Source organism: Marinobacter sp. DS40M6 (assembly GCF_028581595.1).
In the GTDB taxonomy this organism is placed as follows: domain Bacteria; phylum Pseudomonadota; class Gammaproteobacteria; order Pseudomonadales; family Oleiphilaceae; genus Marinobacter; species Marinobacter salarius.
The window spans coordinates 129,153-144,171 of the sequence record NZ_JAFCAE010000007.1; the positions used below are offsets into that span (position 1 = coordinate 129,153).

General features: G+C 58.2%; 13 protein-coding genes. 9 read left to right on the forward strand and 4 right to left on the reverse strand.

Annotation, left to right across the window (positions count from 1 at the left end; all coding sequences use genetic code 11):
• Positions 1-34: 34 nt before the first annotated feature.
• Both cadR and thpD read right to left on the reverse strand, forming a co-directional pair.
• Positions 35-487, reverse strand: coding sequence for a Cd(II)/Pb(II)-responsive transcriptional regulator (gene cadR, locus JJO78_RS17395; RefSeq protein WP_085679212.1), 453 nt, complete (start codon positions 485-487; stop codon positions 35-37).
• Positions 488-520: 33 nt separating this feature from the next.
• Positions 521-1,435, reverse strand: a complete 915-nt coding sequence (thpD, locus tag JJO78_RS17400) for an ectoine hydroxylase (protein ID WP_273624248.1) — start codon at positions 1,433-1,435, stop codon at positions 521-523.
• Positions 1,436-1,717: 282 nt separating this feature from the next.
• Between thpD and JJO78_RS17405 the strand changes: the two genes are divergently transcribed.
• Positions 1,718-2,311, forward strand: a complete 594-nt coding sequence (locus JJO78_RS17405; RefSeq protein ID WP_273624262.1) for a DUF2845 domain-containing protein — start codon at positions 1,718-1,720, stop codon at positions 2,309-2,311.
• Positions 2,312-2,313: 2 nt separating this feature from the next.
• On the forward strand, positions 2,314-4,002 hold the full coding sequence (locus tag JJO78_RS17410) for an HAD family hydrolase (protein ID WP_036208863.1): 1,689 nt from the start codon (positions 2,314-2,316) through the stop codon (positions 4,000-4,002).
• A 2-nt stretch (positions 4,003-4,004) separates the two neighbouring features.
• Here JJO78_RS17410 and JJO78_RS17415 read toward each other — a convergent pair whose 3' ends face one another.
• Complete coding sequence (locus JJO78_RS17415) at positions 4,005-5,252, reverse strand: substrate-binding periplasmic protein (RefSeq protein WP_273624265.1); 1,248 nt, start codon at positions 5,250-5,252, stop codon at positions 4,005-4,007.
• Between the two features lie 141 nt (positions 5,253-5,393).
• Here JJO78_RS17415 and JJO78_RS17420 point away from each other — a divergent pair, with 141 nt between their 5' ends.
• From JJO78_RS17420 to JJO78_RS17450, 7 genes are all read left to right on the forward strand, one after another.
• The gene (locus JJO78_RS17420; RefSeq protein ID WP_075194409.1) at positions 5,394-6,110 is read left to right on the forward strand and encodes a response regulator; all 717 of its coding nucleotides are present in this window, start codon (positions 5,394-5,396) and stop codon (positions 6,108-6,110) included.
• A complete protein-coding gene (locus JJO78_RS17425; protein ID WP_075194410.1) occupies positions 6,097-7,566 on the forward strand; it encodes an ATP-binding protein in 1,470 nt (489 codons plus the stop codon). Before JJO78_RS17420 ends, JJO78_RS17425 begins: the two co-directional genes overlap by 14 nt.
• A 109-nt stretch (positions 7,567-7,675) precedes the next feature.
• The gene (locus tag JJO78_RS17430) at positions 7,676-9,112 is read left to right on the forward strand and encodes a carbohydrate porin (protein WP_198324904.1); all 1,437 of its coding nucleotides are present in this window, start codon (positions 7,676-7,678) and stop codon (positions 9,110-9,112) included.
• 41 nt (positions 9,113-9,153) lie between these two features.
• Positions 9,154-10,413 carry an ABC transporter substrate-binding protein gene (locus tag JJO78_RS17435; protein ID WP_273624267.1) on the forward strand — a complete coding sequence of 420 codons (1,260 nt, stop codon included), beginning with the start codon at positions 9,154-9,156 and terminating at the stop codon, positions 10,411-10,413.
• Between the two features lie 54 nt (positions 10,414-10,467).
• Positions 10,468-11,394: a carbohydrate ABC transporter permease gene (locus JJO78_RS17440; protein ID WP_075194413.1), complete on the forward strand. Its 927-nt coding sequence runs from the start codon at positions 10,468-10,470 to the stop codon at positions 11,392-11,394.
• A complete protein-coding gene (locus JJO78_RS17445) occupies positions 11,387-12,256 on the forward strand; it encodes a carbohydrate ABC transporter permease (RefSeq protein ID WP_273624268.1) in 870 nt (289 codons plus the stop codon). The genes JJO78_RS17440 and JJO78_RS17445 overlap by 8 nt, the downstream gene beginning before the upstream one ends.
• 6 nt (positions 12,257-12,262) lie before the next feature.
• Positions 12,263-13,378, forward strand: a complete 1,116-nt coding sequence (locus JJO78_RS17450; protein ID WP_273624270.1) for an ABC transporter ATP-binding protein — start codon at positions 12,263-12,265, stop codon at positions 13,376-13,378.
• 22 nt (positions 13,379-13,400) lie between these two features.
• Here the strand turns inward: JJO78_RS17450 and JJO78_RS17455 are convergent, their stop codons facing one another.
• Complete coding sequence (locus JJO78_RS17455; protein ID WP_273624272.1) at positions 13,401-14,933, reverse strand: cryptochrome/photolyase family protein; 1,533 nt, start codon at positions 14,931-14,933, stop codon at positions 13,401-13,403.
• Positions 14,934-15,019 lie beyond the last annotated feature (86 nt).

Genomic DNA, 15,019 nt, shown 5'->3' on the forward strand with positions numbered 1-15,019 from the left:
ACTACAGAGTCAAACCCCGTCGCGAAAATGGTGTTCAGCGAGAGCCGTGAGTGCCGGGAATATGGTTGTGGTTGCCGGAGGACGCTTCATGGGCCGGCTCCGAAGTCAGTCCGCCGAGGATGCCGCACTCGCTGACTGTACGGCCTTCGGAGCAGGCATGCTGCAGTTGTTCAAGGGTATCTTCCAGGCTTTCAAGCTCCTGCAAACGCTCGCGTACATGGCTGAGGTGCCGAGCCAGAAGGGCATCCACCTCACTGCAATCAGAGTCCGGCTGGTCGGCCAGGCGTATGAGCTCCCGGATTTCGTCCTGTGCCATATCCAGGTTACGGCAACGTTTGATGAACAGCAGGCGATCAAGGTGGCTTTGCCGGTATTGGCGATAGCCACTGGCCAGGCGGTCGGGTGCCGGCACCAGCCCGATTTTTTCGTAGTAGCGAATGGTTTCTACCGGAATGCCTGTGGTTTTCGAGATTTCGCCGATTTTCATGGTTGCTCGCCTGCCGTTTGTCCGCCAAGGCCGTTAGGGGTTACTGACCGGCTTCAATGGTTCCAGATTCTTCCGGTTGGCCAGAAATTCAGGCCGTGGTTTATTGCCACAATAAGGCTCTTCCAGAGTATTGTGAACGCTGTTGTAAACGAAAAACAGGTTGCTTCGCGGCCAGCACGACATATTCACGTTGGAACCATGCAGCGTGTTGCACTCGAAGATGATCAACGACCCCGGTGGGCCCTTCGGTGCCTCAATGGCGTTCTCGTCCATCAACCGGGTCAGACTGGCGGCGTCCGGCACCCCGAGATCCTGGCTCTTGAGGGATTCCTTGTAGTTGTCCTCCGGCGTGCGACCGACGCAGGGGATAAAATACTTCTGGGAACCCGGAATCAGCATCAACGGGCCGTTGAACTCGTTGTTGTCGGTCATCACGATGGAACAACTGAGGCTGCGCATGCGCGGCATGCCATCCTCGCTGTGCCAGGTTTCGAAATCGGAATGCCAGTTGAACCCCTTGCCTTTGAAACCGGGCTTGTAGTTGATTCGCGACTGGTGAATGTAGACCTCGCTGTCCAGCAACTGACGCACGATGTTGAGCAGGTGAGCATCACGGGTCAGCCGGTCAAAGCGTTCCGAAATGTCATGAATGCCGAAGATGGATCGAATCTCCTCCTTTCCGGGCTCAAGGATGGTGCCCTCAGACAACTTGAGGTCGTCATCGTCCTCGTAGTCTTTAAGCTCTTTGATAAACCCGTCCATCTCGTCCTTGGAGAAGAAGGAATCAAAAAACAGAAACCCCCTCTCATCGAACTCTTGCACCTGTTTGGCGGACAGTGGGCCGTCCGACAGGCGCTCCGAAGGGGTGTGTACCACAGGATCCAGTCGCTCAAACATGCCCAGTTTGCGTTCGAGGCGTGTCGGAAACAGGTCTTGTGGGCGTGCCATATGTGTCCTCCTTTTTGCGGTAGATAAACAAATCCGTTGGGGTCTTAAGATGTATTTCAACCGTTGATATGGAGGGGCCCTTGAAACATTTTCGAGCGAGGCCACGGTTTGAAAAGTCTACTACCAACCCAACCGGCCATGGGTCGTGGTCCTTTGAACAGTGAACGTTGATTGCTGAGGATCAGACGGTGGTTGTTTACGTGTTTTTTACGATTTACGGGTGCCCAACTCCTTTTCATGCTTCTACTATGGAAGGTTAGGAGCGTTCAGGGGAGGAAAGGTATGCGGTTGCCGTTATCAATCAGAGTGTTGTTGCTTTTGGTTCTTCCGGGGTTGGCTGCCTTGCCGGGTGCCGCCAATGGTGCTTTTCGCTGTGGCTCGTCACTGGTGGACGTCGGCGACTGGCCAGTGGAGGTTGAAGAGCGCTGCGGTGCGCCGGATTACATAGCGACCTACCCAACGGCCACCGTTCCCGGAATAGGTGTTGTGGGCGAAGTTGAGCATTGGTACTACAACCCCGGCCCACAGGGATTTATTCGCCGCCTTGAATTCAGGAATGGCAAGCTCCGGCATGAGCACAGCCTGGGCTATGGCTTCGCCGGCGACAGTGCCGGTGACTGCTCTCCGGCGCGGCTGCAAAGCGGGCTCAGCGAATTCGAAATGGTGGCCTATTGCGGTGAGCCGCTTTCCCGGCGGGTCACCTGGGAACCCGTTGGCCGTGGATCAACGGTCGCCGGCCACTACCGTGCCGATCAACTGGTGCCTGTGGAAGAGTGGCTGTACGAGACTGGAAAGACCCAGTTCCGCCGCATCGTCAAGTTGCGTAATGGGCGGGTGGTTCACGTGGAGACCGCGAAGAAACCAACGGGAAACTGATTATGGCCCGATTCAGCGATGGACTGCCCGCACCCTCGGTGCTGATGTTTGACTGGCATGGCACGCTGGTGGATACGCACGACGCCATGTTCAGCGCCATGGAAGAGATGCTGCCGCAGTTGGAAGACCTGGGCCTGGTGGACCGGCTGCTGCCCGAGGACAAATGTCGCACCTCAGACGATGCTCGCCTGGTCCGTTACATACGGATCTTCCGACGGCTGCACCCGCGCATTCTGGCGGAACGGCGGGTATCACGCACCGACATCTTCAACGCCATCTTTGGCGACGATAAAGACGCCAAGCTTGTCGCCCATAAAGCCTACAACGATTGTTACCGGAAATACTTCGGCAAGGTACGGCCCTTCCAGCAGGGCGCCTACGAGTACCTGACCGCCATGAAGGAAATGGGCATCCAGCTGGCGGTGTCCACCAACCGCAACCGGGAGTTCCTGGACAAGGAGCTGAGCATGGTGGACGAGGGGCGCTGGCGCAACCTGTTTGACGCTACGGTGTGCGCCGACGATGTCACCGAGTACAAGCCCGACCCGGAAGTGATTACCCGCGTGCTGGAGAAACTGGGGCTGCCAGTCGACGAACAGGCCTGGTATGTGGGCGATAGCTACGTGGATATGCTCACGGCCAACCGTGCCGGGGTATCGGGTGTTTTCTACAACGGCGCCTGTTGGGAGCCGGATCGAATTGACAGTTGGTTCAGTTACCGCGACGCTCCGGCCGCCATACTGGACAGTTTCGAAGACCTCATAGACCTGCTGGCGTTGTTGGAGCGACATCAGCCAAAGGCGTTTCGGGCCACTCCGGCGGAAGTCCGGCCACGGCCCTACCCGCGGCCGGAACCGCCACAGCCCCGCATTGAGCCGGACTGGCATCCTGCCGTGGTCAGCCTGATCCGCCCGTCGGTGGTGTTGTTCGACTGGCACGCCACGCTGGTGGATACCCTGGACGCCATGTATCACGCGGTGGATGATATGTTCCCGGAATTCGAGGAACTGGGCCTGGTCAGCCGTATGCTGGCGCCGGAAGACAGCAAGACACCGGAAGACGCTCGGCTGGTGGCTTACGTGCGGGAGTTTGCCAAGCTTCACCCCAAGGTTCGGGCCGACCGCAAGATTTCGCGCACCGATATTTTCGAGGTCTTGTTCGGGGAGGATCAGGAGGCCAAGCAGATCGCCCACAAAGCGTTCAATCGTCACTACCGCGAGCACTATGGCACGGTGAAAGCCTTTGAGCCGAAGGTGCGGGCCGTTCTTGAGGGACTTCGGCGGATCAATATTCAGGTGGGTGTTATTACCAATCGTGACCGGGAATTCTTCGAGCATGAGTTGGCCGCCGTAGAGGACACCGGCTGGACGCATCTGTTTGATGTGGACGTCTGTGGAGACGACACGCCGCTGAGAAAACCTCATCCCGATCAGCTTTATCTTGCCGTGCAGAAGCTGGATTACCCGCCAGACCCGAGCGTCTGGTACGTAGGTGACAGCACCACAGACGTGATAGCCGCCAAACGCGCCGGCATGACGGCAGTGTTTTTCAACGGTGCGCAGTGGGATTTGCCCTGGCTGAACCGGATCTTTCCGGGCACTCACAAGCATCCGGATAAGCCGGATGTGGTGGTCAATGACTTTTCGGAATTCTGGGCGCTGGTGCTGGCCTGCGAAATCGGCCCGCCGTAATCTCAGTGAGGCCGGCTGTTCGCCAGCGCCTCTTCGATGTCGAGTCCAAGGGAGATAACGCCCTTTGGCAGCTTGTCGGTAATGGGCCCAACGGGGGCGCTGACCGTCACCTGAAAGCGGGACGTCGAGGCATCGTATCGAATGTCCGAAAGGTACATGGCCTCCAGCCCGGTTAAACCGGAGCGGATGTTTGATACGACAGCGTTGAACTTTGGCTCATCCCCCTGCCAGTAATCCGAGGTGAGTTGGCTCATGGCGACCAGAGTGCCCATGTTATTGGAGAGCAATGCCTCGGTGACCAGTTCCGGGTGAGTAAGCGTCCAGGCATTCAGAGTTCGCGATCCCGGCAACTCAAGTATGGTAGTGGCAAGGTCGGTTGCCTTTTCCGGTGCCCGTGCCTGCCACATGCTGTCGAAGGTCAGTACGTCCGCCAGGGTTTCGAGGCGTGGGCCGGCATCAATGGCTTGTTGCAGGTCCAGCATGCTGTCGAGCTCGCTGAACAGCCGCTCCGCCAATTGCCTTATGCGCTTGTCCTCCTCTGCGGAGAGTGTAATCTGCCCCTCCATGCACCCGGGTAGATAGCGGTTAAAGCTTGAGATGAAGCCCGGGTTGTTGGCGGTGAGATTCTCGCTCATATACAGATACAGCGGCGCGTAGCGAAGAAAGTGTGCGTTCAACTCGTTGTAACCCGTACCCTCCATGTGTTGCAGGCCACTCATGGTTCGCTCATCCATCAGAGCGGCGTCAATTCGCCCGCGCCTGAGCAGGGCTGGCAACTGGCTTGGTGATGACACGCTCAGAAAAATGTTATAACCATTGGCTTCGAGCCAGGCTTTCTCGTTGCTGCCGTCGACAACGCCGATACGGGCGGTGTCTGGGATGGGGCCGGGTTCTGTGTTGAAAAGGTACCACTTCTCCAGCGATACCGGGTCACTTCTTTTTGCCGTGATATCCAGCTCTGTGGACGGATCTATGGCAAAGTATCCGTCAATGAGATTGCGGCTGAGTGAGTGCGCAGCCCGGTTCTGGGGAGCGAGCCGAATGTTCGTGGACCAGCCGGCCTGGTTGGCCGCGCAGGTCACGGTATCTACGGTTTCGCCAACCACATTCGCTACGCCATCCGCTGTCTGTGCAGACATCTGGTAAGGCGGGGATTCAAATGTGTAGAGAGTGAGTGTGGGAGGCCCGGCGTGGCACACGGAAACAGCTAGGGTGCCGAGTACGCTCAGGGCCATAGGCCGAAGATCCATGATGACCGTGTCATCCCTTTTGTTGACAATGCTGACTGAAGACTAGCATTTGGATGTGGGTTTTGCCTTACTTTGTCTGACAGCGGCCCGACAAAGTTCAGGCATCTCCCCGCTCGAATGAATAACAATAAAGGCTTATGAATGTCTGATGTAAAAACATCGATTCTGGTTGTTGACGACGACCTGGCAATCCGTGAATTGTTGCATGAGCACCTGTCTCGTGTCGGCTACGATGTCATGACCGCGGCCGAGGGCGACAGTATGCGCCGCACTCTGTCAGAGGCACGGGTCGACCTGATTGTCCTTGATGTCATGTTGCCGGGCGACGATGGTTTTACGCTGTGCCGTGAGATTCGCGAGCACTCACAAGTGCCGATCATCATGCTGACTGCGAGCTCGGACGAAACCGACCGTGTGGTCGGCCTTGAAATCGGTGCCGACGACTACCTGGCGAAGCCCTTCAGCGCCCGGGAGTTGCAGGCCCGGGTCAAGGCACTGTTGCGACGCTCCGGGTTCAATCGTGCGGACAATCCCCGGTTCGTATGCTTTGATCGCTGGCGGCTGGACACCCAGGCCCATGAGCTTATCTCGGACCAGGGAGAAGTCACTCCGTTGTCCGGCGCGGATTTTTCGTTGTTGCAACTGTTCCTGGCACACCCCAATGAAGTCCTGGACCGTGACACCATTTCCGGCGTTACCCGGGGGCGGGAGTCCATGCCGCTGGACCGGGTGGTGGATGTGGCGGTCAGCCGCCTGCGCCAGCGCTTGGGAGACCAGGGGCGGAGCCCCAGGCTGATCAAGACGGTGCGAGGGGCAGGGTATCTGCTGGCGGCAACGGTGACCCATGGCGCGGAATAACGAGGGAGCCATAGAAACCGGCCGCAAGGTCTGGCGTCTTGTGCCTTCGTCGCTTCTCGGGCGCATTCTGTTGCTGACTCTGCTGGCTATGGGCGTTGCCCAGATCGCCTCCAGCGTGATCTGGGTGGGCACATTCCGCGCCCAGCAGGTGGAGGGCCTGGTCAGCACCACCCGCAACCTGGCCTCATCAGCGGCGGCAACAACGCAGTTCTTCAAGTCCCTGCCACTGGAATACCGGCATATTGTGCTGGACCAGCTGCGGGATATGGGAGGCTCCCGCTTCTTTGTCTCCCTCAACGACAAACACATCGATATGCGTGCGTTGCCTGACAGTGAACGCAAGCGGCTGGTGACAGACGAAGTCGTGGCGGTGTTGAAAAGCCGGTTGGGGAAATCGATAAATCTGCACGTGGAATTTGTTCACCCCGATGACCTGCGAATACTGAATACCCAGTTGCCATTGGATGCGTTGCCGAAATCCTGGGCTCACTATGCTTTGACGCTGGAACCCATCAAACCGCCCGTTCTGGTGACTCAGGTGGAGATTGCCACAGGAGAGTGGCTGTACCTGGCTTCGCTGTTGCCGGCGCCCTATGTCTCGCTGGATGATGAAAGCATCCCGGGCCAGCAGATCGTGTTTATCCTGGTGATGATAGGGGTTTTGTTCCCGGTGCTGGCCTGGCTGGTGCGTCGCCAGACCCGACCATTGCACAAGCTGGCCAGGGCAGCGCGGGACCTGCCGCTGGATGAACACCGATCACCATTGAGAGAGCAGGGTAGTGCGGAAATTGTGGCGGTAACCCGTGGCTTCAATACCATGCATCGGCGGCTACAAAGTTACATCAGCGACAGGGATCAGCTGTTCCGCGCAATCTCCCATGATCTGAAAACCCCGATAACCCGGCTTCGCCTGCGCGCCGACCTGATTGACGATGCCGACATTCGCGAGCGATTCGAGAGCGACCTTCAGGAGCTGGAATTGCTGGTGAAGGGGGCCTTGCAGGGTATGAAGGACACCGACATCCATGAAAACGTGGAGTTGGTTGATATTGACGGCATGTTACGGCGAATGGCGGAAGCGTATGGAGGAGAGAGCCCGCGGGTAGTCGTGGAAGGAAACTGCGCGGCTTATCGCGGCAAACCACTGGCGCTCAAACGATGCCTGGGTAACTTGGTGGACAATGCCGTCAAGTATGGGGACTCTGCGACCATCAGTGTGGAGGACTCCCCTGAGCAGTTGACGATCCACGTCCGGGATTACGGGCCGGGTATTCCGGAGGCCGAACTTGGACGGATTTTCGAGCCCTACTACCGCCTGGGTCAGGAACACCGGCGAGGGCATGGGCTTGGTCTCGGCATAGCCCGTAACATTGCCCAAAGCCATGGTGGCGACCTTGAAATCGCGAATTGGCCAGGCGGTGGCCTGGACGTCACCCTCACGCTGCCCCGACATTGAGGTGGCATGTAACAACCGTGTTACATCGGCCTTTCAGTTTGATACGTTCCTCCCCGAGGTATTGCCATAGACTCCGATATTGCTAATACAACAAAAACAAGGAGTCATTATGAATACCCATAAAACGTATCGTTCTGCCCTGATCCTGGGCGCCAAGCCTCTTCACAGACTGACAGCCGCGGTAGGCGTGGCGTCGTTGGGGTTGTTTGCCGGCCAGGCGCATGCCCAGGAGAGCGTGGAAGAACGCTTGTCCGCCCTGGAGCAACAATTGGCTGAGGTCGAACCCCATGCCAAGGGTGAGCAGGGCTTCTCCTTCAACACCTACGCCCGTTCGGGCCTGCTGCTCAACAGCGATGGTAAAAGTGCCCCCGGCGGCCCCTACCTGACCCCCGCCGGCTCTGTTGGTGGGGCCGTGGGTCGGCTGGGTAACGAGCCGGACACCTATCTCGAGGCCATCCTCAACTACAAAACCGTGGCGGATAACGGCACCAAGGCTCACTACCGCCTGATGATTGCCGACGCTACAACCTCCAGCAACGACTGGACTGCTGATGATGGCGCCCTGAACGTGCGGCAGGCCTATGTCCAGTTCAGTAACCTGGCCAGCTTCACGGGTATCTTTGAGGACGCCTCGATCTGGGCCGGAAAGCGCTTCGATCGCGACCTGGATTTCGACATCCATTGGCTCGACAGCGATATCGTCTTCCTGGGAGGCACCGGCGCCGGTATCTATGACGTGACGTTCAGCGAGTCAGTGACATCCAACTTTTCCTTCTATGGCCGCAGTTTCCTGGACTTCCCCTCCGACCCCACCACCACTGACGGCACTTCCGACACCGACAACCTGATTCTTACCGCCAATAACTATTTCGGTAACGTTGAGTGGCTGATCAGCGGCATGTCCGCTGCGGATAACGACGAGCGCATCGTCAATGGTGTTATGGAAGCGGCCGACACCGGTGTGCATACCATGCTGGCCTACCACGGCGACAGCTTCTTCGGACTCTCCGATGGCAGCTTCAAGGTGGCGCTGCTGCATGGCCAGGGGCTTGGCGCGGAGGTCAAGAACATTGGTGCCGATGGCAACCTGCATGAAGATGCCGCCAGCACACGAATCGCCGCCTACGGCACCACCCGACTGGGTGATAGCTGGCGCATTGCCCCGGCGATCATGGCGGAAACCAGCAAAGACCGTTATGTGGAAGGGGACGAGTACCAATGGTTGACCTTCAACACCCGCCTGGCCAATGAGCTTGGCGCCAACTTTGAAATGCAGTACGAAGCCTCCTGGCAGGTGATGGACCTGCAAACCGAAGGCTACGAAGGCCGTGGTGATGTGGATGGTGACTACGCCCGCTTTACCATTGCACCGACTTTCAAGCCCCAGGTAGGCGGCTTCTGGAACCGCCCGGAAATTCGGGTTTTCGCTACCTACTCCACCTGGGACGACGAGCTCAACCGCTACGACGGTGGCGATGCCCTGGGGCAGGAAGACTTTGGCGGAAGCCAGTGGACCTTTGGTACCCAGATGGAAGTCTGGTTCTAAGCCTGACAAACGTCTCCACGACAAGAATAAGGAGTCATGATATGAAATCGTTCAAGCGTCACCTTACAGCTCTGGCGGTCTCTTCCGCCCTGATGCCAACAGCGGCCGTTCAGGCCGGAGAAGTTGAGGTTCTGCACTGGTGGACCGCCGGCGGTGAAGCGCGTGCTGCGGCCGCCCTCAAGAAAATGATGGAAGAGCAGGGCCACACCTGGAAAGACTTTGCCGTAGCCGGCGGTGGTGGTGAAGCCGCCATGACCGTCCTGAAAACCCGCGCCGTTTCTGGCAATCCTCCTGCTGCCGCCCAGATCAAGGGCCTGGATATTCGTGAATGGGCGGAGCTGGGTTTTCTGACCAGCCTCGACAGCGTCGCTGAGGCGGAGAACTGGGATCAGCTCATACCGCCAATGATTTCCGACGTTATGAAATACGAAGGCGAGTACGTGGCTGTGCCCGTGAACGTCCACCGGGTGAACTGGTTGTGGGTGAACCCGGAGGTCATGAAAGATGTTGGTGTTGAGGTTCCCACTACGCTGGACGAGTTCTTCGAGGTGGCCGACAAGCTCAAGGCCGAGGGCTACATTCCCCTGGCGCACGGTGGACAGCCGTGGCAGGACGCAACGGTGTTCGATGCCGTGGCACTTGCCGAGCTTGGCCCCGATGATTACCGCAAGGCTTTTGTCGACCACGACATGGACGTGATCAACAGCGACAAAATGGAAGAGGTCTTTGCACAGTTCGCCAAGGTCATGAGCTACGTCGATGACGATGCCGCGGGCCGCGACTGGAACACTGCCACCGGTATGGTCATTCGAGGTGAGGCCGCCATGCAGATTATGGGCGACTGGGCCAAGGGCGAATTCACCGCCGCAGGTCTGACACCAGGAGAGGATTACGTGTGCGCGCCGGCCCCGGGCACAACCGGGCAGTTCACCTTCAACGTGGACTCATTCGCCATGTTCACGCTGTCCGAGGAAGAGGACATCAAGGCCCAGAAGGATCTCGCCCGAACCATTCTGGAACCGGAATTCCAGACCCTGTTCAACCAGAACAAGGGCTCAATCCCGGTTCGTACCGACATGGACATGAGTGATTTCGATACCTGTGCCCAGGCGTCGATGGATACCTTCAAGTCCAGCGCGGATGACGGCGGTCTGGTGCCAAGCTTCTCCCACGGCCTGGCGACCACCAGCTACATCCAGGGCCAGATCTTCGATGTGGTCACCAACTTCGTCAACTCCAACAACCCGGACCCGGCAAAAACCACGGACCAGTTGGCAGCCGCCATCCAGTCCGCCATGTAATGCCGTATCAGGCCGCCCGGTGGGCGGCCTTCGGGTTTCTTCAGGGGATTCCTCATGGAACACACTCAACGTCGCCCCACCGGGGTGGCCAGGGCATCGTCTGGCCTGATGGATGGCCTGCAGCGCTGGTTGCCCAAACTGGTGGTGGCCCCGACCTTCCTGCTGGTTGGCATCGGGATCTATGGCTACATGCTATGGACGGGCGTGCTGTCATTTACCAATTCCAGCTTCCTGCCCAGTTACAATTTCGTCGGCCTTGAGCAATACGCCAAGCTGATGGAGAGCGAGCGCTGGATCGTCGCTTCATGGAATCTGGCGATATTTGGCGGGCTCTTTATCGGCATCTGCCTGTTGATCGGTGTGGTGCTGGCGATCTTTCTGGACCAGCGCATCCGCCAGGAAGGCGCGATCCGGACTATTTATCTCTATCCCATGGCGCTGTCCATGATTGTCACCGGCACCGTCTGGCGCTGGATTCTTAACCCGCGCCTGGGCCTGGAAAAACTGATGCACGACTGGGGCTGGACGTCCTTCAGCTTCGACTGGCTGGTGAACTCCGACTTCGCCATCTACACCATTGTGATGGCCGCTGTCTGGCAGGCCTCCGGCTTTGTGATGGCGCTGTTTCTGGCCGGGCTGCGGGGCGTCGACTCATCCATTATCCGTGCTGCCCGAGTGGATGGTGCCAGCCTGCCGGTGATCTACTGGAAAATCATCCTGCCGTCCTTGCGGCCGGTGTTCTTCAGCTCCGTGATGGTGCTGGCCCACATTGCTATCAAGAGTTTTGACCTGGTGATGGCGATGACGGCGGGTGGCCCGGGCTATTCCACCGACCTGCCGGCGGTGTTCATGTACGCCCATACCTTTACCCGTGGCCAGATGGGGCTGGGCTCTGCCAGCGCCATGCTGATGCTGGGTGCGATTCTGGCATTGCTGGTGCCTTACCTGTATTCCGAACTGAGGGAGAAACGCCATGACTGATATGGTTCGTACCGGCTTTCGCCCCAGCCGCATTGCTATCTACGGCGTGCTGCTTCTGGCTTGCCTGGTGTATCTGATTCCGCTGATCGTGATGTTGATCACCAGTTTCAAGACGCCCATGGATATCCGCTCTGGCAACCTGTTGGCACTGCCCACCGACTGGACAACCATCGGTTGGACCAAGGCCTGGTCCGAGGCCTGCACCGGTGTGCAGTGTAAGGGCGTGAAAGGGTATTTCTGGAACTCGTTCAAGATGACGGTGCCAGCGGTGATGATTTCCACCCTGTTGGGTGCCTTTAACGGCTACGTGCTGTCGAAGTGGAAATTCAAGGGCTCGGATCTGTTGTTCGGGATGTTGCTGTTCGGCTGCTTTGTGCCCTTCCAGGTGGTGCTGCTGCCCATGGCGGCCACCCTTGGCAAGCTGGGCATGGCCAACACCACCGCTGGATTGGTACTGGTTCACGTGATCTACGGGGTGGCCTTTACCACGCTGTTTTTCCGCAACTATTACGTGGCCATTCCCGACGCTTTGGTGAAGGCGGCCCGGCTCGACGGCGCCGGCTTTTTCACCATCTTCTTCCGCATCCTTCTGCCCATGTCCACACCCATCTTCATGGTGTCACTGATCTGGCAGTTCACCCAGATCTGGAACGACTTCCTGTTTGGCGTGGTCTTCGCCAGCGGCGACAGCCAGCCGATAACGGTCGCCCTGAATAACCTGGTGAACACCAGCACCGGGGTGAAGGAATACAACGTGGATATGGCCGCCGCCATGATTGCCGCCCTGCCAACGCTGGTGGTGTACATCGTGGCCGGCAAGTACTTTATACGCGGCCTGACGGCCGGCTCGGTTAAAGGGTAAAACAACATGTCACAACTTGAACTGCGGGACATTCGCAAGACATACCCGGGGGCTCTCGATGAGACGCTCAAGGGCATCAATATTGACATCGCCTCCGGTGAATTCCTGACCTTGGTCGGACCTTCCGGCTGCGGCAAGTCAACCCTGATGAACAGCATTGCCGGCCTGGAATCCATTACCGGTGGGTCGATTGTGGTGGAAGGCAAGGACATATCCACCATGGAGCCGAAGGACCGGGACATCGCCATGGTGTTCCAGTCCTACGCGCTGTACCCCACCATGTCGGTGCGCGAAAACATCGCGTTCGGCTTGAAAATCCGCGGTATGCCGAAAGACGAGATCCAGCAGGAAGTGGAGCGTGTGGCTGATCTGCTGCAGATTTCCGCATTGCTGGACAAAAAGCCAGCCCGGCTTTCAGGGGGGCAGCAACAGCGGGTCGCCATGGGGCGCGCCCTGGCTCGCAGGCCGAAGATCTATCTGTTCGACGAGCCGTTGTCCAACCTGGATGCCAAGCTGCGGGTGGAAATGCGCACCGAAATCAAGAAGCTGCACCAGCGCCTGAAAACCACCATTGTGTACGTGACCCACGACCAGATCGAAGCCATGACGCTGGCGGATCGGATCGCGGTGCTCAAAGACGGCGAACTGCAGCAACTGGGCACGCCTAAGGAAGTGTATGACACGCCGGAGAATCTGTTTGTCGCGGGCTTTATGGGCTCGCCGTCCATGAGCTTTATCAATGTGACGGTAGAGCAGGCTGGATCAGGCCTGGTGGTCAACGTTGAGGGTAGCGATGGCCGGAAACTTGCCCTGCCAGTGCCGGATTACCTGCAGGGGTGGGCCGGCAAACAGGTGGTGCTCGGCATCCGCCCGGAGCATATAAGCCAGCCAGACGAACAGAAAAGGGACAACCAGATGGTTGCCGAGAGCCGGTTTACGGTGGAGGTGACCGAGCCCACCGGGCCGGACATCCTCGCCGTGATTCGCCTCAACAATGTTGATGTGCAGTGTCGGTTGGATGCGGAACACCCGGTGAACTGGGGGCAAGAGGCGGAGCTGATGTTCGACATGAGAAAGGTCGTGTTTTTCGACCCGGACAGCGAGAAGCGCATCCGCCCATAGTCGCCCCAGTTCCTCTCTGTTTTCAGAGTTGCTCCAGGTGTGCCAGCAAGTTGTCGGCACGCTGGAGCAGCGCCTCCCGCCTTTCTGGTTTCTGCTTGTCCCAGTTGCGGTACATCATGCCCATGCGCGGATTGCTGGCAAAGTCGTCCCGATGGCGATTGATGAAATGCCAATAGAGCGCATTGAACGGGCAGGCGTCGTCTTCCGTGGCCTTGTTGACCTTGTAGTGGCAGTTGCTGCAATGGTCCGACATGCGCTGGATGTATTTGCCGCTGGCGGCATAGGGTTTTGATCCCAGATAGCCACCGTCTGCGTGCATCACCATGCCCAGCACGTTGGGTAGCTCCACCCAGTCGTAGGCATCGGCATACACGGCCAGGTACCAGTCACAGATCTCCTCCGGCTTGACGCCGGCCAGCAGCGCAAAATTACCGGTCACCATCAGCCGCTGGATATGATGTGCATAGGCGTTGCGACGGGTGGCATCAATGGCCTTGTGCATGCAACGCATCCTGGTGTCCCCGGTCCAGTAGAACCAGGGTAGGGAACGGGTATTACCGAGCCGGTTTTCCTGTGCGTACCCTGGCATATGCAACCAGTAGATACCCCGCACAAACTCACGCCATCCCAGGATCTGGCGGATAAAGCCCTCCACTGCGTTAATCGGCGCACGCCCCGAATACCAGGCCTGTGCGGCGGCCTCGCAGACGGCCAGTGGATCCAGCAAGCCGCAATTGATGTAGGGCGACAGGATGGAGTGGAACAGCCAGTCTTCATTGTCGGACATGGCATCCTGAAAGTCGCCGAAACAGGGCAGGGCGAAATCGATGAAGTACTCCAATGCCTGCTCTGCGTCCTCGTGGGTGACGGCAAAGTGAAAATCTTCCGTGGTGCCGAAGTGTTCGGTAAAGTGTTGCTCTACCAGCTCAATCACCTCACGAGTCACCTTGTCGGGCTCAACGCGGTAGGGAGCCGGAGCCGCCGGTTTTCCCGTCCACTTGCGGCGGTTGTCGGCGTCGAAATTCCATTCGCCGCCCTCAGGCTTGCCATCTGGCGTCATCAACAAACTGGTTTTTCGTCGCATTTCCCGGTAGAAGAATTCCATTCGCAGCTGTTTACGCCCCTCTGCCCAGTCCGAAAACGCCTGCTTGCTGGCGATAAAACGCGTATCCGGCCGGATCTCCACCGGCACACCCAGGCGCTCATGCCAATGGCTAACTTGCTCGTACAATCGCCACTCGCCGCACTCTGTCGTGATCACCCTGTCAGCGCCGGTTTCTTTGAGCTGATTGGCGATGACAGACTCGAGATTTCGGGTTTCGTTATCGGGGTGGTAAGTCTGGTAGTGAACCTGCCAGCCGTCATCCTCCAGCCGCTGTGCGAAATGGCGCATGGCGCTGAACAGCAGAACCAGTTTCTTCTTGTGGTGATTGGTGTAGTTGGCTTCGTCGTGGACCTCTGCCATCACGATTCTGTCTCGTTCCCTGTCAGCGTTGTCGAGTGCGCTGATGGCGGTGGTCAGCTGGTCGCCTAGAATCAAAATCAGGTTAGGCATGTTTGATTGGCCTCTGGTACATGAGATTCTCTATCTTGTCAGGTGTTCTTTGTAAACTGAGCAGGTTGCGTCCTCTACACCCGCTC